Genomic DNA, 22,069 nt, shown 5'->3' on the forward strand with positions numbered 1-22,069 from the left:
CGCCTGTGTTGTTTCGTTTTTCCGAAGGCTTGGCGTCACTCCGCTGCGGTGTTGCCCTCTGGCGCGGAAGGGGCTTCTGCGCCTTTCTGCGGCGCGTTCGCCTGGTCGGGCTCGGCATGGGCGGGCTCTGTGCGGGCGGCGGAAGACGTCGCTGCGGAACTCGCCTCCGCTGCTTGCTGCGCGGCCTTCGCCCGGGTCTTGGCGCCTCGGTGCGGAGCCAGGATCATCGTCATGTTGCGCCCGTCGAGACGGGGAACGGTCTCCACGAAGCCGTGCTCGCTCACATCCGCGCCGAGACGCTGCAGCAGGCGATGCCCGAGTTCTGGCCGGGACTGCTCGCGGCCGCGGAACATGATCGTCACCTTGACCTTGGCGCCGGCGTCCAAGAACCTGACAACGTGGCCTTTTTTGGTCTCGTAGTCGTGGTCGTCGATCTTCGGCCGCAGCTTCTGCTCTTTGATGACGGTGTTCTGCTGGTGCTTGCGCGACTCTCGGGCTTTCTGGGCCGTCTCGTAGCGGAACTTGCCATAGTCCATGATCTTGCAGACCGGGGGGCGGGCCTCAGGGGCCACTTCCACAAGGTCCAGGTCCGCTTCCACCGCGAGCCGCAAAGCCTCCTCCACGCGAACGATCCCCACTTGCTCGCCGCCAGCTCCGACCAAACGGACCTCGGGCACGCGAATGCGATCATTGATGCGGGTCTCTGTACTGATGGGGCCTCCTCTAGGTGTGGACACATTCGCGACCAGAGCACGAAGGTCCCACGCCAAGAAAGCCCCACAGACCGGCGCAAACGCCAGCCCTCGTGGGACCATTCAGACGAACCGCGGCGAACTGGACAGCTGGGCTGCCGGACAATGTCCACGCGGTGGGAGCGGACTCCTCTTGCTCGCCCCGAAAGCTCCGGGGCAGGTCTCGATGTGAGAGTCTAACAGATATGAGCCCCGAGACACCAGCAGGCGACGGCGACGTTCCCGCACAGGTCATCAGAGAACTCGCGACCATCCCCGCCGCGGAAGTGGTCAGCAACGCCATCATCCTACTGATGAGCGCCGCCGCGGAAAAGCTCGGCCTCGCCGAAGCCGAACCCGGCGCGAGCGAGCACGTGGACCTCGACGAGGCGCGCAAGCTCATCACCGCGCTCGCCGGGCTCGTGCAAGCCGCCACGCCCGACCTGGGACTGCACGCCAAACCGATCCGCGACGGACTGCGCGGGCTGCAAGCCGCGTTCCGCGAGGCGAGCGCGTTTCCCGACCCGCCAGGCGAAGGCCCTGGGGAAAAGCTCGTCTGAGCGGACGGGGGCTACCAGCCGCGCTCGGCGAGCCGGTGTGACACGGGAAGGCTGTCCACGGTGATGCCCACCATGGCCTCGCCGAGGCCTCGGGAAATCTTGGCGAGCATGTCGGGGTCGTCATAGTACGTGCTCGCCGCGACGATGGCCTTCGCCCGCGCCGACGGGTCGCCGGATTTGAAGATGCCCGAGCCGACGAACACGCCCTCGGCCCCGAGCTGGCGCATGAGCGCTGCGTCCGCGGGCGTGGCGATCCCGCCCGCTGTGAAAAGCACCACGGGCAGCCGCCCTGCGGCCGCGACCTCTTTGACCAGATCGACCGGCGCCTGCAATTCCTTCGCGGCGACGTAGAGCTCGGACTCATCCAGAGCGGCCAGCCTCCGGATCTCACCGCCGATCGAGCGCATATGCGTCGTGGCGTTCGAGACGTCGCCCGTGCCAGCCTCGCCCTTGGAGCGAATCATCGCCGCGCCCTCGGCGATCCGGCGCAGGGCCTCGCCGAGATTGGTCGCCCCGCACACGAACGGGACGGTGAACTGCCACTTGTCGATGTGGTGGGTGTAGTCCGCAGGGGTCAGCACCTCGGACTCGTCGATGTAGTCCACCCCGAGGCTTTGCAAGATCTGCGCCTCCACGAAATGGCCGATCCGCGCCTTGGCCATGACCGGGACGCTCACCGCGTCGATGATCCCGGCGATCATCTCCGGGTCGCTCATCCTGGCCACGCCGCCCTGGGCGCGGATGTCGGCGGGGACGCGCTCCAGCGCCATGACGGCCACAGCGCCCGCGTCTTCGGCGATTTTCGCCTGCTCGGGCGTGACCACGTCCATGATCACACCGCCCTTGAGCATTTCGGCCATGCCGCGTTTGACGTTGGCGGTGCCAGTCTGATGGGTCTGCTGCGCTGTCATCTCTCCATCGTATGGCTCGGCCCGATTCGAAAGGACGTTTTCCAACGCGGGCAGGCCAGTGGTTTCCCACTGGCCTGCCTGCGTGCCCGCCTGTGCGCTCAGGCGGGGATTTGCGAGAGCATCTTGTTCGCGATGGCCGAGGTCAGCGAGCCGTTCTCGTCAAGGTCGCAGGTTTCGACCTCGAACACGACGGCAGCGTGCTGGTGCGCCTCCCGGTAACAGTGGTACGGCATACCGGAGACTTGGCTGAACCCCACGTAATCGTCCCATTTGGCGATGTCCGCGCCGGAGGCGGAAACGGTGAAGCTCTGCGCGGCCGGCTGCTGAGCAGGGGCTGCGGGAGCCTGCGAAGCCTGGCTCTGCTCGGCTGGCTGCGCGGCGTTGGGCGAAGCAGGGGATGCGCTGGTCGCTGGGGCCTCGCTCACGGGAGCCTGGCTGGCCGGCGCCGCAGGAACGGCGGACTTGCAGCTGGCGAGTTGCGCGGTCAGCTTGCTGAACGCCTTCGCCGCGGTGGCCGCGTCGGCGTAGATCGCGACGCGCTGCGTCGGACCGAGGTTGTTGTAGGTGCTGTAGTGCACCGAACGGTACGAGGTCCACGGGTCGGCGAACGCGGCTGCTTGAGCGTTGCCGCAGTTCCCGAGGGCCTTCTCCGCGTCGGACGGGGCGGAATTCACGGGCGAGGAGGTGAAATCGTGGGAGAACACAGTGTTCGCGTCGGCGACGGAGACGAGGATCGAGTCGATCGGATCGCCCGCAGGAGCAGCCGAGGCCGGGGCGAACCCGAAAGCGGCCTGCGACACGCATGCGAAGAGCAGCGCGGCGGGCACGTTCCGTGCCGCAGTTTTGGTGCCGGGTTTGGTTTTCATCATTGCCTCACTTATTTCCGTGTGACTCGTACATTTCGGCGCGAGTCACAAACTGGTGACTCACACGCGTGTTATTTCCTGGAAATTCTCCACCGCCGACGCGCCCGCAAGCGCTGATCGAGGCCCCCTGTTACCAGATCGTGAGTGACTGGTGGGGCTTATGTGACAAACTATTCGGCTGTGGACGGGGCCGCTTCAACGATCTCGAAGTACTCCGGAAGCGGGGCGCCGCCCGCGAGTTTGAAGACGCGCACCGCAGGTCTGGCGCGCAGCTCACGGGTGTCCCTGACCGCGTCGTTGTAAAAACACCTGGCGAAACGCACTCTGGCCTCCGCGTCCGAGCGCTCCTCGACGAGCTGGGCCGTGAGCGTGTCCGCCTCCACCTCGGCAAGGCAGACCGACAGCCTGCTCTCCCATTGCTCCCGGCCAGGCCCCGCCACCGCAGACGACTCCACGGCGCGGGCCAAACCGGCGAGCTCGGCGCCCGCCGGGCCGAGCGTCGCCGCGATCGTCCGCGCCACCAGCGCCCGGCGGTCGAGCGCCGCGAGGAGCCCCTGCCATGCGAGGTCGCGCCGCACGTGCAGACGGTCCAACCGCCGCGCGGTTCTGACCATCCAGCCGACGAACAGGGCCAGACCCGCGAGGAGCACCCCGATCAGGACTGCGAACAGGAGCATCACGCGCGCGCAACCCGGACTTTCGGGGCGCCGACCGTGACCGTCTCATACACCCGCAGGATTTGTTTGGCGATCACGCCCCAGTCGTACGCGGCGACCACCTCGAAGCCTGTCGCGACGTACCGCTCGCGCGTGGACGGGTCCGAGAGCAGCGCGCTGACGCCCTGTGCCCACGCGGCCGCGTCCCCCACTGGCAACAACACCCCGGCGCGGCCCCCGTCCAGCACCCTGCGGAACGCCTCCAAATCGCTCGCGGCGACTGCCGCTCCAGCGGCCATCGCCTCCAAAAGCACAATGCCTTGGCTCTCCCCTCCCGTGTTGGGGGCGCAGAAGACGTCCGCCGAACGCAGCGCGGACGCTTTCTCGTCCTTGTCCACCCTGCCCAAAAAACGCAGCCGGTCGGCGTGCGCCCCCGCTTTCGCCTTCGCTCGGCGCTTGTCGCCGGGCCCGACGACAAGCACCTGCACATCCGGATGCTTCGCCACCAGCTCCGGCAACGCCCGCAACAACGTCACAAAACCTTTGCGCGGCTCGTCATAACGGCCCAGGAAGAGCACCGTCCCGCCCTGCCGGGGGTAGCCCGCGAGCGGCTCGGCCCCGCGGAACTCGCGCACATGCAAACCGTTGGGGATCTCCACCGAGCCCGCGCCGACAGCCTCCATCTGCAGCCGCCTCGAGAGCGGCGAGACCGCGATCCTGCCGACGATCTTCTCGTAGTAGGGCGTAATCACCGGGCGCATGGTCGAGAGGATGAAGGACTGTTCCGCAGCCGCGTGGAAAGTCGCGACAAGCGGCCCCTCGGCCGCATGCACCGCGAGGAAGGACAAGCTCGGCGCGCTCGGCTCGTGCACATGCAGGACGTCGAAATCCCCTTCGGCGATCCAGCGCCGCAATTTCGCCAGCGCGCCAGGGCCGAACTGCAACCGCACCTTGGAGCCGTTGTACGGCACGGCGACAGTGCGTCCGCTGGAAAACACGTACGCGGGCAGCTGCGCGCCGTCGCTCGCCGGGGCGATGACCTGGACTTCGTGCCCTTGGTCGATGAGCACCTGGGCGAGTTCGAGAACATGCGCTTGCACGCCGCCCGGCACGTCCAGCGAGTAGGGGCACACAATGCCGACTCTCATGCCGCGCCCACGGAGCCCCGGTCGGCGTCCCAAAGCGGTTGCAGCATGTGCCAGTCCTCGGGCCGGGCGGCGATGGCGGCCTCGAACGCGGCGGCGACGCGCCCGGTGGCGGCCTCGACCCCATCCTCGACGTTGATCGCAGGTCCGACCTCGGCACGCCAACGCCCCTCAGGCGAGCCTTCGGGCTCATACCAGGTGTGCGCGGTGACGAGCGCCGCTCCGGTCGCGGCGGCGAGCCGGGCCGGGCCGGGCGGGAACCGGGCCGTCTCGCCGAAGAACCGCACCGGGACGCTTCCCCGGCTCATGCCCCGATCCGCGAGCAGGCACACGACCTTGCCTTCCCTCAGGCGCTGGGCGAGGATTCGGTACGGTCCGCCCCCTGCGGCCTCGGCCACGGCGCCGTGTTCTGCCTCCGCGGCCGACAGACTGGCGTGCGGCAGGATTTCGAATCCCAACGACTCGCGGTAGGCGAGGAATTTCTGATAGAGCGATTCGGGTTTGAGCCGTTCCGCGACGGTGGTGAATTGCCCGTGCTTGACCGCCAGCCACACGCCCGCGAGGTCCCAATTCCCCATATGCGGCAAAACGATCACCACGCCCCGCCCCGCCTTCAGCGGCTCGTCCAAATGGTGCTGCTGCGCCACTGCGGCGTTCACCTCCCGAGCCAGGCGGGCGTGGTCCATGGCGGGGAGGCGGAACGCCTCGCGCCAGTACCGGGCGTAGGAGCGCAAGCTGCGTCGGACCAGGCTGTCCGGCACCTGATCGGCGGGAACGGCGAGCACGCGCGCGAGATTCTTGCGCAACTGGGCCCCGGCTCCGCGGTGGAACGCCAGGTCGGCCCCTCTGCGGAACACGCCTCGGGCAAGGGGTTCCGGCGCGAGGCGCACAAGCCCCCAACCCGCGCTGTAGCCCAAGGCGACGGCCTTGTCCTTGTAGCTCTCGCTCATGGGGTCCCGTCGTCGGCGCGGCGGGCTTCGCGCCAGACATGCAGGAACCGCTGCCCGACCGTGACCAGGCTCGTGAGCGCCAGGAAGGCGACAGCAAGCGGCAAGGCGAACCAGAGGCCGAGGCCGCTGAGCCCGGCTCCCACCAGCACAATGACGAGCCGTTCCGGCCGCTCGATCCAACCGCTGTCCGCGCTCAGGCCGCTCGCCTCCGCCCGTGCCTTGATGTAGGAGATGGTGAGCGCCGCGACAAGGCAGACCAACAGGCCGACGAAGAGCAGATGGAAACCTGTGATGGCCGCTGATACCGGGTACCGCGCCAAAAACTCGAGCCCGGGCCGGCCTTCCTCCCGAGAGAAAATGTCGGCGAAGCGGCGTGTCTCAGAGTACATGAGCCACCCGGAGCCCCGCGTGTAGGGGGCCAACGCCGCCCAGTAGGCCAACGCGCCGAAGATCGCGCCGTCCGCGATCCGGTCGCAGCTGGCGTCGAGCACCGCGCCGAACCTCGTCCCGCCGCCCGCAGCACGCGCGACGGCCCCGTCGAGCATGTCGAAAACCGCGAACGCCCCGCACAGGACAGCCCCCAAGAAAAGGCGCCCGTTCGGGAAGAACACCAGCGCCGAGAGGACCGTGCCCGACGTGCCGACCACGGTCACCACGTTCGGCGTCACCCCGAACCGGACCAAACCGCCGCCAAGGGGTGCGATGGCCTTCGCGACGGCAGGTTTGACGAGCGACGAGAGCACTAGTGCGGACCTGGGAGCTGCGGCGGCTGCTGTTGCTGCAGCGCTGGTTGCGACCCGGGGAGCTGATTGCCCTGCGAGCCGGGCGGGAGCGGCGGATACCCCAGTTGCGCCGCAGTCTGCCGAGCGCCCTCAGTGACGGGGATCGCCACCACGGCCGTGCCGTACGCGCACATCTCGGTGAACACCTCGCCCATCTCCGAGGTGTCGAACCGCATGGCGACGATGGCGTTGCCCCCTCGGGCGCGCGCCTCTTCGATCATCCTGCCCATCACTTGGTTGCGGCTTTCCGTCAAGTTCTTCGTCATGCCCTGCAGCTCGCCGCCGAACATCGACTTGAAGCCAGATCCCATCTGCGAAAACGCGTTCCGGGAGCGGACGGTGAGGCCGAACACCTCGCCGACCACGCGCTGAATCTCCCAACCAGGTATGTCGTTGGTCGTCACGACCAGCATGAATTTCTCCTCTCGCACCAGTGTGATTGCCGCTCTCAGCGTACGCGATCACGTCGGCGGGTCCTGCCCCCACGCGCTGGCGAGCAAAGCCCGAGTGTCCCGCAAAAGCTGCGGCATCACTTTGCTCGAACCGATGACCGTGATGAAATTCGCGTCGCCGCCCCATCGCGGCACGACATGCAAATGCAGGTGCGCGGCGACCGAGCCCCCGGCGGCCGCGCCGAGGTTGAACCCGACGTTGAACCCGTGCGGGCGGGAGACCCGCTTGACAGTCCGCAGCGCCTCCTGGGTGAACAGCACGAGCTCGGCGCTCTCCGCGCCGGTGAGCTCCTCGAACTCCGAGACGGTCCGATACGGGACGATCATCAGATGCCCCGGATTGTAAGGGTAGAGGTTCAACACCGCGTACACCAGTTCGCCCCGTGCCACGATGAGGCTTTCCTCGTCGGTGAGGCTCGGCAGATCCGCGAACGGGTTGGCCGCCTGGCCCGTCTTGGGCCCCGTCGCGATGTACTGCATGCGGAACGGCGACCAGAGACGAGCCAAATGGTCCGGCTCCCCAGGTCCTTGGTCGCGCATCGCCTCTGGCTGTTCGCTCATCTCGCGCTACCCCTGCGAACCGAAGCTCTCCGCTGTGGGAGAGGCGTTCTCGCGCCGGGCGGACCAGTCCAGGACCAACCGTCGCGCCTCGGCCACAGGCACCGCGTTGCGTTGGCTGCCGTCGCGGAACCGGAAGCTGACCGTCTGAGCCTCGACGTCGCGCCCGCCCGCGAGGACGAGGAACGGGATCTTCTGCGCGGTGTGGGTGAAGATTTTCTTCTGCATCCGGTCGTCGCTGGAGTCGATATGCGCCCGGACCCCTCCTGCGCGCAACGAGTCGACGAACTCGCGCAGATGCGGGACATGGTCTTCGCTCACCGGAATCCCCATGACCTGGACCGGCGCGAGCCACATGGGGAACGCGCCCGCGTAATGCTCCACGAGCACGCCGATGAACCGCTCGATGGACCCGAACAGCGCGCGGTGGATCATGACCGGGCGCTCTTTGTGGCCGGACGGGCCGGTGTACTCCAGATCGAACCGTTCGGGCAGATTGAAGTCGAGCTGGATCGTGGACATCTGCCAGGTGCGCCCGAGCGCGTCTTTCGCCTGCACCGAGATTTTCGGCCCGTAGAACGCGGCGCCGCCGGGGTCCGGGACGAGCGTGAGGCCGGAAGCTTCGGCGACCTCGGACAACGTCCGGGTGGCTTCCGCCCAGATCTCGTCCGCACCGACGAACTTCTGCTCGTCTTTGGTGGAAAGCTCCAGATAGAAGTCGTCCAATCCGTAGTCGCGCAACAGGTCCAGCACGAACTGGAGCGTTGTGGACAGCTCGTCCTTCATCTGGGCCCTGGTGCAGTAGATGTGCGCGTCGTCTTGCGTCATGCCCCGCACCCGCGTGAGGCCGTGGACCACACCGGACTTCTCATACCGGTACACGGAGCCGAACTCGAACAGGCGCAACGGCAGCTCGCGGTAGGAGCGGCCCCGCGAGCGGAAGATCAGATTGTGCATCGGGCAGTTCATCGGCTTGAGGTAGTAGTCCTGCCCCGGTTTGCGCACCGAGCCGTCCTCGTGCAGCTCCTCGTCGACGTGCATCGGGGGGAACATCCCGTCCGCGTACCAATCCAAGTGCCCCGAGACCTCGTACAGGTGCGACTTGGTGATGTGCGGGGTGTTCACGAACTCGTAGCCAGCCTCGATGTGCTTGGCGCGGGAGTAGTCTTCGAGCTCTTTGCGCAGAACGCCGCCCTTGGGGTGGAAGACCGGCAGGCCCGAGCCGAGTTCGTCGGGGAAGCTGAACAAGTCCAGCTCCGCGCCGAGTTTGCGGTGGTCGCGCCGCTCGGCCTCCGCGATCAGCGCAAGATGGCGCTCCAGCGCCTCTGCGGATTCCCATGCCGTGCCGTAGATCCGTTGCAGGCTGTCGCGGGACTGGTCCCCGCGCCAATACGCCGCCGAGCTGCGGGTGAGCTTGAACGCGGGGATGTGCTTGGTCGTCGGGATGTGCGGCCCTCGGCACAGGTCGCCCCACTCGCGCTCCCCCGTGCGCGGGTTGAGGTTGTCGTAGACCGTCAGCTCCGTCCCGCCGACCTCCATGACTTCCGGGTCGTCCACGCCCGATTTGTCGCCGATCAGTTCGAGCTTGAACGGCTCGTTCGCGAGTTCGGCCTTGGCCTCCTCGACTTCCACGACCCTGCGCGAGAAACGCTGCGAAGCCTTGATGATCTTGCGCATCCGGGTTTCGAGCCGCGCCAGATCCTCCGGCGTGAACGCGCGGTCCACCCGGAAGTCGTAGTAGAAGCCGTCTTTGATCGGCGGCCCGATCCCGAGCTTCGCCTCGGGGAATTCCTGCTGCACCGCTTGGGCCAGCACATGCGCGGCGGAGTGCCGGATGACCGACCGGCCGTCTTCGGTGTTCGCCAACACGGGCTCGACCTCGGCGTCGGCCTCTGGTGCCCACGAGAGGTCGCGGAGCGCGCCGTCCGCGTCGCGCACCACCACGACGGCCTCTGGCCCCGAGGTCGGAAGCCCCGCTTCGCGCACGGCGGCGCTCGCGGTCGTCCCGGCCAGGACCTTCAGCGCGGATGCTGAGGCTGGCGGGGCGATCAGGTCGACCATGTGTCTGCTCCATTCGAGAGGCGGTTTCGGATCCGACCATGGTAACGCGCCTGGCCGATGGAATTTTCAGCTCCCCAACGGTCCGCGCGAACACTGCCCGCCGGACCCGATGAGCAGCCCGCCGCACTCGAACGCCCCGAACAGCCACAATCCCAGCACGGCGAACACCGCATCCAGAGCCGACCGCAACGATGAGGGCTGACGACACAGGCACACTGCACGCCTTGAATGTGGTCCCGGCTGGGATCGAACCAGCGACCTTCCGCGTGTGAGGCGGACGCTCTTCCACTGAGCCACGAGACCTCTTGCCGACTTGCCAGCCGCAAGGCGGGCGAGCCGAGCACGACAGACGCGGCAGCGTCTGCGCGCGAACTGGCGTGCAACCAGTGGCCTCTTCCGTGTCAGCGTCCCCTTTGCCAGGTCACGCCATCTCTCTGGCCTGCGCTTTTCGTGCGAGTGTTCATTCTAACTGGGATGTCTCGCGATGTCGAATCGCTCTCGTGACCAGCTCAGGAACAAGGGAAGGAGCTGGACAGGCACACAGCGCGCCCCCAAGTCAGGGCTCTGTCAGATATTGACACCGCGATTCCTGGCATCCTCACGCAACCTCTCGGCGATGGACGCCAGGGAGCGCCCAGCCTCTGCGAGCTGGCTGTAGTAAACAGCGACCGCGTCCAGTGTGACGTCCATGTTCTCCAACGTCTGAACCATGTCGGCGACGACCTGGCGCGCCTGAACCACGATCGGCTCACGCTCGATGCTTGCGAGCGGGGTGTTGAGTCCACTTGTGGACTGCGCGATATAGTCAGCGGCTTCAATGTAATGCGAAAGCGGGAAGCCTGCCTCCCCATCGCCCGCCACAACGCCTAGGGTGTAGTACACGCTGATCCCCACATTCTGCCACAGTGGAGTGGCCCAGCTCCATCCGGGAGCGTCATCGTCAGGGATCAGTGAGTCGACTGCGTCACGGGCCTGCAACACCACAGCCTCAGGCTGTGGATCGCCCTGGGCCACCAGGCGGATCACATCGAGCCCCTGACGATACGCTGCGAGTCTGGGCGGGTTCTCGTCCTCGGCGAGGACCACAACAAGGGTGTACAGCACCTCGCACAGCCCAGCTTCGAAGAGGAGCTGCTTGCCAGCGGGGAACGTGTCGACTTTCTCGTAGACCTGCGAACCGTACTCCAACAGGTCGAAATTGGTGCTCATGGCCAGGTGGCTCCCATTCTGTCGGGGTGTACTGTCCCGCCGCTCTGTTGGATGGCGTCCTGGCAATTGTCGCAGATGGGGCGGGACACCGCAATCTGCGAGGGGGTGAGTCCTGCAGCTCTCGCGCCGTTAATCGCGGTGACCTCCGCGTGCGCCCCGGGCTGCGTCGCGACCACATCGTTCGGGCCCGCCGCCTGACGTTGAGAAGGATTGAGGTCCCTGCCGCCGCCAGCGAGCACATCCCGGCCCTCCCTCGTGCTCATCGCCACCGAAGTACGGCTGTTCTGCGCCCGGGTGTCGGGCTCTCCAGTTCTCGCGTTCACCAGGCGGCTGTGTAGGTCGCGCGCCCTAGCGTCAAGCCTGGCCTGCTCAGCCTGCGCGTTCGCGTTCGAGCTCTGCGCGCGTTCTGCTGCGGTTTGGCTACGGGTGACTGGTCCCCTCGTGCCAGAGTCGGGGCTCAGCGAACGTGTGCTGGCGTTGACGGCGCCGCCCTGAGGGTGAGTTCCTGAGGAGGCGCTGGGCGTCGCTCCCGTTTGGCTGCCCAGACCCCTTGTGCTCGTGCCAGCGCTCTGCGCGTGCGCGCTGCCCCCGGGGCTTTTGCTTCGGCGCGGGACCACGGAACGGATGACGGCGCCGTGGCTGCCTGTCAGACCGCTCTGCCGCACGGAACCGACACGGCCGAGCGCCCGCAGCGGGGAGGCTCCCAATCCTTGCGGCACCTCCCCCAGGGCCGAACCCAACTGCTGCACCTGCTGCGTCGAGCCGCCCAACACCTGCGCCACGGACGAAACCTCGCCGAGAATGCCCTCGACCCGGGTGATCAACGAGGTGATCCGCTCGATTGTTTCAACAACCCGGGCGACTCCTTCGAAAATGAACGCCGCCTCGTTGATTTCCCCGACGATGGGTATCCAGAATGTCGCCACGACGCTGATCAACCGCCTCATCAGCATCGACACCAGCTGGGCGATCCATTCGATGATCTGCTCGCGCACCCCCACCATCAATTCGTTCACAGCGGAGGTGAGGAACCCGGCGCCCTCGCACGCCGCCGCGAGCGAATCGGCCAAATCCTCCAACTCGCGCTGCCGGTCCTGGTACGTCTTCGACGCGCCTTCGCCCTCCCAATTTTGGGAGATGCTCTCCCGCGTCGAAACCAGGGCGTCGCGCTGCTCCCGCAATGCCGCCGGGAACTCGTCGCTCCACTGCTGGGCCAGCGCCATCGCCGCCCCCTCGTCCAGGGTCACCTTGTCGAGAACGTGCTTGATCGGCGGCACCCTGTTGATCACCAAGTGCACTAAGAGCGAACTCGCCTCCGCGAAAGGGTCTCGTGTCGCCGCTCGCACCCCGGCGACACCGGCGTCCTCAGCAGGACGCTGCCCTTTCGCCGAAGATGTCGCGCTGTCGATCGTCGACCGCAGCTGGCTCGGCCGGCTCATGCGAGCACCCCGCTGAGATTCGAGCCGCCGCAGGGCTTGGCGAAGCCGCCCGATTCCCCAGCTGGGAATCCCTGCGAGCCATGCTCGTGCGGCTTGGACGCAATTTCTGTCATTTCTGCTCCTCGTTGCATGTCTCGTCGAAGACTGACCAGCCCAGCACGCCGCCTAACGGCCAAGCGTCTTGTAGTGCACCGCGTTCTTCTCGTCTGCCTTCTGCGCAGCACGCTCTTTCGGGGCTTGGAGGCTCTCGCCGAGCCCGGCCGAGATCCCCGAACCGCCCATCTCCGCGATCGCAGCACGGTATTTCTCAAGATTGGCCTGTTGAGCCCTGCTGATCGCGGCGACGATGGCCTGCGCCATCTCGGTCGGCCCGAGCTTCTGGTACGCCTCGTCGCTGATGCGCAGAGCCTCGATCACCCCTCCGGCCCCGACAATGGCTTTCACCCCGCCGTCTGCGGACTGACCACCGGATCTCGGATTATCGATCAGGCTTTTGGCTTTGTCCAACTTGCGGCGCAACCCTGCAAGCTCGTCCTGCAATCCGTCGAGCCAGCCAGAGACGGCGTCGGAAGGAACACTCTCCACAAAAACCTCCTGACGACACCGTCAGCATCAGTAGCAGTTGACAACTGCCACTCGCCGTTCGGCGAAAAGCAGCGGCAATACGGTTGCTCTTTTTGGATCGTACCACCGGACAGCCGAACGCATCCACGGGCCTCAGGGGAGAAAAGTGTCGCCCAAAACAAGGAAGCCCCGGCGAGAAACATGTCTCTGCCTGGGCTTTCGCCGGTGCGCGATACTGGGATTGAACCAGTGACCTCTTCCGTGTCAGGGAAGCGCTCTCCCGCTGAGCTAATCGCGCGGGTTTCGGGCTTCAGCAACCCGAGTCGGGCGCCCGATGTGCTCAGGCATAGTACCGCACTGTGCCCGCAATACCGAAATACCGAGGTGGAGACGGGATTCGAACCCGTGTATACGGCTTTGCAGGCCGCTGCCTCGCCTCTCGGCCACTCCACCAAAGCTGCCGCCACCCTGGCGGCCCCACAACTCTACCGTGTCCGAATCGAAGAAGTTTTCGATTCGCCCTTCTGTCGCCAATTGGCGCACCCGCGACCTGGCCAAACACGGACAATGATCTCGGATCAGGCTGAAAATATCAGCCAAAGGCGGAAAGCGGAACATTCCGTGGACCGAGCGGATGACGAGATTCGAACTCGCGACCCTCACCTTGGCAAGGTGATGCGCTACCAGCTGCGCTACATCCGCATGTCCACTCGATCTCCGTGCACTGCCGGGGAACGTGTGGCGCGAGGAGAAACCTTAGCGCATGGTTGATCCGCCCCGCAAGTGAGCAGGTGGGGCTGCGTGCCGCGCGGTCATCAAAGCCGCCCTCCCCAATGCGGGGCTTTTCGGCGCGGCTCAAAAGACGCGCCGTTCGCGCGTGTGGTCGGACGAGCGCCCATGCGTGACCTCTTGGCCGACGAAGGCCAGAACCGCGAGAACAACGTCGTGGACCCGGACTCTGCGCGTCCCACCGCCTCTATGCGCCTCGTTGCACGCGCCGCGCGGTCGAGTCTGCCGCGGAGAGCGCATTGGACTTGTCCATGGCAACGGCTCGGGTGGGGCAGACGGCCTCGAAACCCGGCTCGGCAACGCCGAAACCAAACTCGACACGATCATCGGCCTCCTCGGCGACCGTTGAAAGCTGTGCTCGGCCCTCGGCGAACATGGCATGTCAAAGCGCGCCTCGTGTAATCTTTGCGCCATGATCCGCCTTTTGATTGCCGCTGGAATCGGCTACGTCTTCGGGGCCCGCGCTGGTCGGGAACGTTACGCGCAGCTGGTGCGTTTCACGAAGAGCCTTCAATCCAATCCGCTTGTCGCCGAGGCGATTGCCACCGCTCGCAAACAAGCTGCTGGCGCGCTGAGCGGCAAGCCTGCAACTGGAAGCGACGGCTCGGCCAACTAGCCCAGCCCGAGGCTGTCTTCCCCGTTCGCCTGCTTCTGCAGCGCGCGGCGGAACGACTCCAAGGCCACGAGCTCGCCGAAAACTTCGGTGATTCGCCCTCCGTCGGCTGAGCCCTCGTTTCTGCTGAGCTCAGATTTCAACTCGGCGATCTGGTCCTCGATGTCGAAGAGTTCGAGCCGCGCCAAGACGGCGCCGACATATTTGGCCATCTGCGACTGCGAGGTGGCGATCGGCTCCACGGCGAGTTCAGCGACCAGCTTTTGCAGCCGCTCGTCATCGGCCTGGTCGCGAACCGCCTGCACCCAGCTCTGCCCTTCGAGGCCCGCAGCGGCGTCCATCGCGCGCAGCGCTGCGTCACGAATCGCCCGGTAATCCTCGCGGGCGAAGACCTCGGGGGACACTCCGGCGAATTGCTCGGCGATGAGTTTGGGATGTTGCAACAACGCCTTGAGCGACTCCCGTTGCGACCAGTCCCGTGTGGACGAAGGACGGCGGCGAGACGGGGCGGGCGCCCCTCCTGCTCGTCGCGCGGGAGCTTCGCCAGCCTCCTCCCGGACCCGGCTGAGCACTTGGGCGGTGTCGTCCCAGCCGACCCAGCCGGCGAGCTGGCGGGCGTACTCGTCGCGCAACGCCACGTCCTTGATCTTCGCCACCATCGGCACTGTCCGGCGCAATGCGCCGACCCGGCCTTCGGCGTTGGCGAGGTCGAACTCCGCGAGCGCGGCGCGCGTGGCGAACTCCAAGAGGGGCACCCGTTGGGCGACAAGCCCGCGCAATGCGTCATCGCCCTGTTGCAGGCGAGTGTCGCAAGGGTCCAGACCAGCAGGCATGAGCGCCACGAAGGTCCGAGCGACCAGGCTCTGATCCCCTTCCCACGCCTTCAAGGCGGCGGCTTTGCCCGCCTCGTCCCCGTCGAAGGTGTAAATCACCTCGCCGCGCGAATGCTCGTCATCGAGGAGCAGGCGCCGGATCACCGCGATGTGATCCGCGCCGAATGCCGTGCCGCAGGAGGCGACGGCCGTGGGCACGCCTGCGGCGTGCATGGCCATCACGTCGGTGTATCCCTCCACCACCACGACTTGATGTTTGGTGGCTATCTCACGTTTCGCCTGGTCGAGTCCGAAAAGGACATGCGACTTCTTATAGAGCTTCGTCTCTGGGGTGTTGAGGTATTTCGGGCCGTCGTCGTCTTCGAAAATGCGTCTTGCCCCAAAGCCGATGACTTCCCGCGAGGCGTTGCGGATCGGCCACAGAAGCCTGCCCCGGAATCTGTCCACCATCCCCCGTTGCCCTTTGCGAGCGAGTCCCGCTTCTTCGAGCTCGGATTCCGCGAAACCCTTCGCGCGCATATGCCGCACGAGGTGGTCCCAACCGCGCGGGGCGAAACCGCAACCGAACCGTTCGGAGATTTCCCGGTCAAAACCGCGGCCTTTGAGGAAGTCGCGGGCAGGAGCGGCTTCTTCGCCCATCAACCGGGAGGCGTAGAATTCGGCGGCTGCTTGGTTCGCGCTGATCAGCCTGCGCTTGGTCCCCCTGTCTTGCGCGCGGTCGACGCTGTCGTCAGTGCGGGTGAGCTGGTATTTGATCCGGTCGGCGAGAATTTCGACCGCGTCCACGAAGCTGACGTGCTCGATGTTCTGCAGAAAGCGGTAAATGTCCCCGCCTTCGCCGCAGCCGAAGCAATGGTAAAAACCTCTGCTGGGAGTAACCTGGAACGAGGGGGTGCGCTCGTCGTGGAATGGGCACAGGCCCACCATCCGGTCGTGGCCCGACGGACGCAATGAGACGTAGTCGCCGACGACTTCGGCGATTGAGGCGCGCTCGCGAATGGCCTCAATATCCGCGGGGGCGATCACGTCCGGATTGTACCTCGCTCTGGGTCCAACCGCTCTAACTGTGTTTCCGTCATCGTTGCCAGCTGGTCGACAACAACCCGTTCTTTGGCCGCGTCGTCCCCCGCCGCGCGCCACATGGCGGCGAACATCGGCTCCAAAGAATCCGGAGCCCGATCAGCGACGAGCTGCGCCACCCGGCTGACCCGTTCGCGCTGCAGCGCTCGCTCGCGGAGACGGTTGGCGTCCTGCATGACGAAGCGCAGCGCGGCGACTTTGAGCACCGCGACTTCCGCCCGGATTCCGCGCGCCACCACGAGGCCGCCTTGGAACCTGCCGAACGGCCCGTCGCCGTACGCTCCTTTGGTCCCGGAGACCGCCTCGGAGGCGAAACGGGACACGAGCTCGGTGGTGAGCTGTTTCAAGGCGACGGACGCGGCGAGCGAGCCGTCGTATCCGACGCAGGCGCGCACCGCGTCGAGATCCCACAGACGGGCTCCTGCCTCGGCGAGCTCTGTTGCGTCAAGGCCTGGGGCGAAGGCGTCGTCTCGCGACCATTGCTGCGGGTCGGCCAGCTCCCTCAGGTCGAAACGCCCGGCGAGCACTGCGTCTTCCATGTCGTGCACCGAGTACGCGACATCGTCCGCCCAATCCATGATCTGCGCCTCCACGCAGCGCTCAGCGGTTTCCGCCGCGTCGCGACCGGACCCGCCAGCGTCGGAGCGGACCCAGTGGAACACAGCCGCGTCCTCGCGGAAGGCGCCGTACTTCCTGAGCTTCTCTTCGCCTTCGCCCGCCGCGAGCCAAGGGTATTTGAGGACGGCGTCGAGCGCGGCGCGGGTCAAGTTGAGCCCGACGCTGCGGCCGAGGGAGTCCAGACGTTTGGGTTCGAGCAGAGTCAGGACGCGGAAGCTCTGCGCGTTCCCCTCGAATCCCCCGCACCGCTCGGCGAACTCGTCGAGCGCCCGCTCGCCGTTGTGGCCGTACGGGGGGTGGCCGATGTCGTGGGCGAGGCCGGCGAGGTCCACAAGATCGGGGTCCGCCCCGAGACCGAGCGCGATGGCGCGGCCGATCTGTCCGACTTCCAGGGAATGCGTGAGGCGCGTTCTCGGGGTGTGCCCCTCTTTCGGGCCGACGACCTGGGTCTTGTCCGCGAGCCGGCGCAATGCGGCAGAATGCAGCACCCTGGCCCGGTCTCGGGCGAAGTCCGAACGGGCGTCATGCGAGCCGCGCCACCGGTCCGCATGTTTGACCGGCTCTGGCGCGAGGCGCTCACACGCGGACTGGTCGTACGCGCCATGCTGGCCGCAGGCCGCGCGAAGCGGGCTCACCGGACGTCACGCATCACGGATCCACCCTCGGGCCCCGGCGAACTCCGCGAAGCGACGACGAATCGTCAGCACCTGGCGCGATGTGAGGCTGCTGGACGCGTCCAGCAGAATCTCGGTGATCTCCAGCGCGAACTCGTCCGCGCTGAGCGTCGTGACCTCGTCCGCGGGCGGGGCCAGCGAAGGAAACGCGAAAGCGGGCGGCGGCTCCGCCCCGCGACCGGCGACGGCTTCACCGGCAGAGCCCACTGGCCTGGCGAGGGCGAGCGCTTTCGCCGAAGGCGGCTCGAACTTGGCGCGATGCGCCAAACGGACATGCACCGCTTTCAAGCCTCGCCCGCCACGCTCCACATCGAACTCGAGAACTGCGCCGGGACGCAGCAAACGCTCGTCGGCAACCGCCTCCTCGAAATCGTTGACGTGGATGAACACGTCTTCGCCGCCTGCGTCGGGAGCCACAAACCCGAATCCCCGCACTGCGTCGAAATGCACCAACTTTCCACTAGACGTCATGACCACCAATCTCCCGCCCCGCGCTTGCGGAGCAGCCAACCTCATCTTCATGCCCGGCAAGGGGCGTTGCGATGATTCTATTCGGAGGCTGGCGAAACCGCGCGCCAAACATCGCGAGGGCCGGCGGGGCCACACCGCGACCGCGGACGGCTACGCCCCAGGGTCCAGCCTCTCGAAGAGGAACGCCGCCACCTGGTCGAGCGCGACGCGTTGCTGCGACATGGTGTCTCTTTCACGGATGGTGACAGCCTGGTCCTCCAGGCTCTCGAAGTCCACTGTGACGCAGAACGGGGTGCCGATCTCGTCCTGGCGGCGGTAGCGCCGACCGATGGCCTGCGTCTCGTCGTAGTCGATGTTCCACCGCTTGCGCAGCCGGGCGGCGAGGTCTTTGGCGGCGGCGACAAGACCGCCGTCTTTTTGCAGGGGCAGCACTGCCGCTTTCACCGGGGCCAGGCGCGGATCCAGGCGCAGCACTGTCCGCTTGTCCACCCCGCCCTTGGTGTTCGGGGCCTCGTCCTCGGCGTACGCGTCCACGAGGAATGCCATGAGCGAGCGGGTCAGGCCTGCGGCGGGCTCGATGACGTACGGGACATAGCGCCGGTCCTGCGCCTGGTCGTAGTACGACAGGTCCGCGCCCGAGTGCTTCGCGTGCGTCGAGAGGTCGAAGTCCGTGCGGTTCGCGACTCCTTCCAGCTCGCCCCACTCCGATCCTTGGAAGCGGAACCGGTATTCGATGTCCACGGTGCGGTCCGAGTAATGCGAGAGCTTCTCTTTCGGGTGCTCGTACAGGCGCAGGTTCTCCGGGTCGATCCCGAGGTCGACGTACCATTGCAGGCGGGTGTCGATCCAATGCTGATGCCATTCCCGCGCCGTCTGCGGCTCGACGAAGAATTCCATCTCCATCTGCTCGAACTCGCGGGTGCGGAAGATGAAGTTGCCTGGGGTGATCTCGTTGCGGAAGCTCTTGCCGATCTGCGCGATGCCGAACGGGGGCTTGCGCCGCGCGGTGGTGACGACGTTCGCGAAGTTCACAAAAATGCCCTGCGCGGTCTCCGGGCGCAGGTAGTGCAGGCCGTCCTCGGACTCAATGGGCCCCAGGTACGTTTTGAGCATCATGTTGAAGTCGCGCGGCTCGGTCCACTGGCCGGGCTCGCCGGTCTCGGGGTCGCGGATGTCGGCGAGGCCATTGGGCGGCGGATGGCCGTGCTTGGCCTCGTACGCCTCGACGAGGTGGTCGGCCCGATAGCGCTTGTGCGTGATGAGCGATTCCACCAAGGGGTCGTTGAAGACCTCGACGTGCCCGGAAGCGACCCAGACCTGCCTGGGCAGCACGATGGAAGAGTCCAGGCCGACCACATCGTCGCGCGAGGTGACGACGGACTGCCACCATTGCCGCTTGATGTTCTCCTTGAGCTCGACCCCGAGCGGGCCGTAATCCCAGGCCGATTTCGTGCCGCCGTAGATCTCGCCGCAGGGATAGACCAACCCGCGCCGCTTCGCGAGGTTTGCGACCGCGTCGATGACACTGCCCTTCTGGGAAGAAGCCACTCTCGTCCTACTCCTTTAGACTCTCGCACGCCCCGCCGTTCGGAGAATTCTGCCACATGCGCCCCGAGCCGCTAAGCTGAAGGCGTATTTGCCGAACCGGCAGAACAGGAGGAGTGTACTGGGCATGCGTGTGGACGATCAGGCATTGGCCGAATCCGACCTTCTCGCCCCCATCGCCGATCCTGTCGACGACGCGGAGCCCCACGTCGGGAATCGGACGGCTCCAGAGCCGGCTCCGCTCCCCGAAAAAGCGGTGCTCAACAATGCGGGCGACATCCTTCGGGCGCTGGCGGCCCCGGTGCGCATCGCCATCGTGCTGCGCCTGCGCGGGGCGCCGCACTGCGTCCACGAGCTCGTCGACATGCTCGGCCTGCCCCAACCGCTGGTCAGCCAGCATCTGCGGGTGCTGCGCGAACAGCGCGTCGTCGCAGTCGAGCGGTCTGGGCGCGAGGCCATGTACCGGCTGGCGGACCAGCACCTCGCCGAGATCGTCGTCGCAGCTATCAGCCACGCCGAAGAAGTCCGGCCATGACCGCGGCGGCCGAATCCTCGACCCGCCAGGGCCGGTCCACCTCCCAACGGATGGCAGTGGCGGCCCTGCTTGAGGAGCTGGACGAGTTCAGCTCTGCCCAGAACCTGCACAACAAACTGGTGCAACGAGGCGCGCAGGTCAGCCTGACCACGGTGTATCGGACGCTCGCGAACCTCGCCGCCGAGGAGGCCGTCGACGTCGTCCTCACCGCCAACGGCGAGAACTTGTACCGAAAATGCTCCACAGGGCACCACCACCATCTCGTCTGCCGTGGCTGCGGGCGGACAGTCGAAGTCTCCGGCGAAGGCGTCGAGGCATGGGCCGCTCAGATCGCCGACCAGAACGGCTTCTCGAACGTGAGCCATGTGGTGGAGATCTTCGGCGACTGCTCGAACTGCCCGTCGTCCTGACCCGCGCCCGGCCAACCGCTGCCCCATGGCGCGCCGCAGCGGACCCGCCCACGGGCCGCCGCTTGAGGGCCGCGCTCAGGCTTTGCCGAAGCGGCGGTTCCTGCTCGCGTACTCCTCGCACGCGGCCCAAAGGTCGCGCCGGTCGATGTCCGGGAACAATTTGTCTTGGAAGACGAGTTCCGCGTACGCCCCCTGCCAGAGCAAGAAATTCGACACCCGCATCTCGCCGGACGGGCGCAGCATAAGATCCACGTCCGGCATGTCCGGGACATAGAGGAACGCGCGCAGGGCCGCTTCGGTGATTTTGTCGGGGTTGGCCTTGCCCGCCTTGGCGAGCGCCGCGATCTGCGCGGCGGCGTCGGCGAGCTCCGCCCGCCCGCCGTAGTTCACGCACATCACCAAGTTCATCTTCGTGTTGTCCTTGGTGAGCTCCATGGCCGCCTCCAGCTCGGCGATGACACTGCGCCAGAGCCGGGGCCGCCTGCCCGCCCATCGCACGCGCACGCCCAGCTCGTGCATCTCGTCGCGCCGACGGCGGATCACATCCCGGTTGAAGCCCATGAGGAACGCGACCTCGCTCGGGCTGCGCGACCAGTTCTCTGTGGAGAACGCGTACGCGGAGAGCCACGGGACGCCGAGCTCCAAACAACCGTGGACGAGGTCCATCAGCACCGCCTCGCCCCGTTTGTGCCCTTCGGTGCGGGGAAGGCCGCGTTGCTGCGCCCAACGTCCGTTGCCGTCCATGATGAGCGCGACATGCTTGGGCGCCTCGTCGGGCGCCAGCCGCGGGGCGAGGGCCCCTGACGGATGGGGGTCTGGCGGACGCTCGCCAGGGGACCAGCCGGTCATGAAGCCTCCGCCAATCCTTCCACGAGGGACAGGGTCCGCAACTGGTATTCCATGTGGCATTGCAAGTGCGCGGCGGTCAGACCGCCCGCCTGGGCCCGCGCCGCCGTCGCGGCGCCCATCGCGTCGTCCCAGCGCCCTTCGGCCAGCGCGGACATGAGTTCGAGCACCCCCGGACCGGGCGTTCCCGAACCAGGAGGGCGGCACAACGGGCACACCGCCCCGCCAGCGCGGGGGTTGAAGGCCCGGTGCGGGCCTTGCGCCCCGCACCGGGCGCAATCCACAAGGGCGGGCATCCATCCCGCATGGCCCATCGCGCGCAGGAAAAACGCCGAGAGGATCAGATCACGCGGTTTCTCGCCCTTGCGCAGCGCGACCAGAGCGCCCCGAGTCAACGTGTGCAGCTGCTGCGCCGGGGCGCCTTGTGGACCCGCGAGCAGGGTCGCCGTCTCCAGGATCGCGCAGCCCGTGGTGTATTTCCCGTAATCGGCGGTGATCTCTTCGCTGTTCGCGTCGAGCGTCATCGCCTGCGTGATCACATCAAGACTGCGGCCCTGGTAGAGCTGCACGTCGACGCAACTGAACGGTTCGAGGCGAGCGCCGAATTTCGACCGGGTCCGGCGAACCCCTTTCGCCACCGCCCGGACGACGCCATGCTCGCGGGTGAGCAGGGCGACGATCCGGTCTGCCTCGCCGAGCTGATGGTTGCGCAAGACCACGCCGACATCCCGGTACGACTTCATCAGGCGATTGTCACACTCCGGCCGCAAA

23 protein-coding genes and 4 tRNA genes are annotated in these 22,069 nt (G+C 66.6%); 4 read left to right on the forward strand and 23 right to left on the reverse strand.

Annotation, left to right across the window (positions count from 1 at the left end; genetic code table 11):
• Nucleotides 1-35: 35 nt before the first annotated feature.
• Nucleotides 36-713, reverse strand: coding sequence for a translation initiation factor IF-3 (gene infC, locus SROT_RS08990; protein ID WP_013138712.1), 678 nt, complete (start codon nt 711-713; stop codon nt 36-38).
• Nucleotides 714-937: 224 nt separating this feature from the next.
• On the opposite strand from infC, the gene SROT_RS08995 reads away from it, so the two are divergent.
• Entirely contained in the window at nt 938-1,291 is a 354-nt protein-coding gene (locus tag SROT_RS08995; RefSeq protein WP_013138713.1) for a DUF1844 domain-containing protein, read from the forward strand.
• 11 nt (nt 1,292-1,302) lie between these two features.
• Here the strand turns inward: SROT_RS08995 and pdxS are convergent, their stop codons facing one another.
• From pdxS to SROT_RS09075, 16 genes are all read right to left on the reverse strand, one after another.
• A complete protein-coding gene (gene pdxS, locus SROT_RS09000; RefSeq protein ID WP_013138714.1) occupies nt 1,303-2,202 on the reverse strand; it encodes a pyridoxal 5'-phosphate synthase lyase subunit PdxS in 900 nt (299 codons plus the stop codon).
• Nucleotides 2,203-2,300: 98 nt separating this feature from the next.
• Nucleotides 2,301-3,071, reverse strand: coding sequence for a sensor domain-containing protein (locus SROT_RS09005; protein WP_245535277.1), 771 nt, complete (start codon nt 3,069-3,071; stop codon nt 2,301-2,303).
• Nucleotides 3,072-3,238: 167 nt separating this feature from the next.
• Entirely contained in the window at nt 3,239-3,745 is a 507-nt protein-coding gene (locus tag SROT_RS09010) for a LemA family protein (protein WP_013138716.1), read from the reverse strand.
• On the reverse strand, nt 3,745-4,872 hold the full coding sequence (locus SROT_RS09015) for a glycosyltransferase family 4 protein (protein WP_013138717.1): 1,128 nt from the start codon (nt 4,870-4,872) through the stop codon (nt 3,745-3,747). Before SROT_RS09015 ends, SROT_RS09010 begins: the two co-directional genes overlap by 1 nt.
• A complete protein-coding gene (locus SROT_RS09020; protein WP_013138718.1) occupies nt 4,869-5,819 on the reverse strand; it encodes a phosphatidylinositol mannoside acyltransferase in 951 nt (316 codons plus the stop codon). The genes SROT_RS09015 and SROT_RS09020 overlap by 4 nt, the downstream gene beginning before the upstream one ends.
• Nucleotides 5,816-6,562 carry a CDP-alcohol phosphatidyltransferase family protein gene (locus SROT_RS09025; protein WP_013138719.1) on the reverse strand — a complete coding sequence of 249 codons (747 nt, stop codon included), beginning with the start codon at nt 6,560-6,562 and terminating at the stop codon, nt 5,816-5,818. The genes SROT_RS09020 and SROT_RS09025 overlap by 4 nt, the downstream gene beginning before the upstream one ends.
• Nucleotides 6,562-7,014 carry a YbjQ family protein gene (locus SROT_RS09030; RefSeq protein ID WP_013138720.1) on the reverse strand — a complete coding sequence of 151 codons (453 nt, stop codon included), beginning with the start codon at nt 7,012-7,014 and terminating at the stop codon, nt 6,562-6,564. The genes SROT_RS09025 and SROT_RS09030 overlap by 1 nt, the downstream gene beginning before the upstream one ends.
• Nucleotides 7,015-7,062: 48 nt before the next feature.
• On the reverse strand, nt 7,063-7,614 hold the full coding sequence (locus tag SROT_RS09035) for an ATP adenylyltransferase (protein ID WP_013138721.1): 552 nt from the start codon (nt 7,612-7,614) through the stop codon (nt 7,063-7,065).
• Between the two features lie 6 nt (nt 7,615-7,620).
• Entirely contained in the window at nt 7,621-9,672 is a 2,052-nt protein-coding gene (gene thrS, locus SROT_RS09040) for a threonine--tRNA ligase (RefSeq protein ID WP_013138722.1), read from the reverse strand.
• 231 nt (nt 9,673-9,903) lie between these two features.
• Nucleotides 9,904-9,975, reverse strand: a tRNA-Val gene (locus tag SROT_RS09045).
• A gap of 264 nt (nt 9,976-10,239) precedes the next feature.
• Nucleotides 10,240-10,881 carry a hypothetical protein gene (locus tag SROT_RS09050; protein ID WP_013138723.1) on the reverse strand — a complete coding sequence of 214 codons (642 nt, stop codon included), beginning with the start codon at nt 10,879-10,881 and terminating at the stop codon, nt 10,240-10,242.
• The gene (locus SROT_RS09055) at nt 10,878-12,320 is read right to left on the reverse strand and encodes a hypothetical protein (protein ID WP_013138724.1); all 1,443 of its coding nucleotides are present in this window, start codon (nt 12,318-12,320) and stop codon (nt 10,878-10,880) included. The genes SROT_RS09050 and SROT_RS09055 overlap by 4 nt, the downstream gene beginning before the upstream one ends.
• Before the next feature lie 165 nt (nt 12,321-12,485).
• Nucleotides 12,486-12,905 carry a YbaB/EbfC family nucleoid-associated protein gene (locus SROT_RS09060; RefSeq protein ID WP_013138726.1) on the reverse strand — a complete coding sequence of 140 codons (420 nt, stop codon included), beginning with the start codon at nt 12,903-12,905 and terminating at the stop codon, nt 12,486-12,488.
• A gap of 205 nt (nt 12,906-13,110) precedes the next feature.
• Nucleotides 13,111-13,182 (reverse strand) — tRNA-Val (locus tag SROT_RS09065).
• Nucleotides 13,183-13,266: 84 nt separating this feature from the next.
• Nucleotides 13,267-13,337 (reverse strand) — tRNA-Cys (locus SROT_RS09070).
• A gap of 176 nt (nt 13,338-13,513) precedes the next feature.
• Nucleotides 13,514-13,586: transfer RNA gene (locus SROT_RS09075), tRNA-Gly, on the reverse strand.
• A 499-nt stretch (nt 13,587-14,085) separates the two neighbouring features.
• Here SROT_RS09075 and SROT_RS09085 point away from each other — a divergent pair.
• Entirely contained in the window at nt 14,086-14,289 is a 204-nt protein-coding gene (locus SROT_RS09085) for a hypothetical protein (protein WP_013138727.1), read from the forward strand.
• Here the strand turns inward: SROT_RS09085 and dnaG are convergent.
• From dnaG to SROT_RS09105, 4 genes are all read right to left on the reverse strand, one after another.
• Complete coding sequence (gene dnaG / locus SROT_RS09090; protein WP_013138728.1) at nt 14,286-16,145, reverse strand: DNA primase; 1,860 nt, start codon at nt 16,143-16,145, stop codon at nt 14,286-14,288. The genes SROT_RS09085 and dnaG overlap by 4 nt on opposite strands.
• Nucleotides 16,142-17,452 carry a deoxyguanosinetriphosphate triphosphohydrolase gene (locus SROT_RS09095; RefSeq protein WP_013138729.1) on the reverse strand — a complete coding sequence of 437 codons (1,311 nt, stop codon included), beginning with the start codon at nt 17,450-17,452 and terminating at the stop codon, nt 16,142-16,144. Before SROT_RS09095 ends, dnaG begins: the two co-directional genes overlap by 4 nt.
• A 6-nt stretch (nt 17,453-17,458) precedes the next feature.
• On the reverse strand, nt 17,459-17,962 hold the full coding sequence (locus SROT_RS09100; protein ID WP_013138730.1) for a cold shock domain-containing protein: 504 nt from the start codon (nt 17,960-17,962) through the stop codon (nt 17,459-17,461).
• Nucleotides 17,963-18,112: 150 nt separating this feature from the next.
• Complete coding sequence (locus SROT_RS09105) at nt 18,113-19,510, reverse strand: glycine--tRNA ligase (protein ID WP_013138731.1); 1,398 nt, start codon at nt 19,508-19,510, stop codon at nt 18,113-18,115.
• A 124-nt stretch (nt 19,511-19,634) separates the two neighbouring features.
• On the opposite strand from SROT_RS09105, the gene SROT_RS09110 reads away from it, so the two are divergent.
• Nucleotides 19,635-20,042 (forward strand): ArsR/SmtB family transcription factor, encoded by a 408-nt coding sequence (locus SROT_RS09110; RefSeq protein ID WP_013138732.1) that lies wholly within the window; start codon nt 19,635-19,637, stop codon nt 20,040-20,042.
• The gene (locus tag SROT_RS09115) at nt 20,039-20,452 is read left to right on the forward strand and encodes a Fur family transcriptional regulator (protein WP_013138733.1); all 414 of its coding nucleotides are present in this window, start codon (nt 20,039-20,041) and stop codon (nt 20,450-20,452) included. The genes SROT_RS09110 and SROT_RS09115 overlap by 4 nt, the downstream gene beginning before the upstream one ends.
• A gap of 75 nt (nt 20,453-20,527) precedes the next feature.
• On the opposite strand, the gene SROT_RS09120 is transcribed toward SROT_RS09115, so the two are convergent.
• Both SROT_RS09120 and recO read right to left on the reverse strand, forming a co-directional pair.
• Nucleotides 20,528-21,301 carry an isoprenyl transferase gene (locus SROT_RS09120; RefSeq protein ID WP_013138734.1) on the reverse strand — a complete coding sequence of 258 codons (774 nt, stop codon included), beginning with the start codon at nt 21,299-21,301 and terminating at the stop codon, nt 20,528-20,530.
• Nucleotides 21,298-22,041 (reverse strand): DNA repair protein RecO, encoded by a 744-nt coding sequence (gene recO, locus SROT_RS09125; protein ID WP_013138735.1) that lies wholly within the window; start codon nt 22,039-22,041, stop codon nt 21,298-21,300. The genes SROT_RS09120 and recO overlap by 4 nt, the downstream gene beginning before the upstream one ends.
• Nucleotides 22,042-22,069: the final 28 nt, after the last annotated feature.

The sequence above is a fragment of the Segniliparus rotundus DSM 44985 genome (assembly GCF_000092825.1).
GTDB lineage: Bacteria > Actinomycetota > Actinomycetes > Mycobacteriales > Mycobacteriaceae > Segniliparus > Segniliparus rotundus.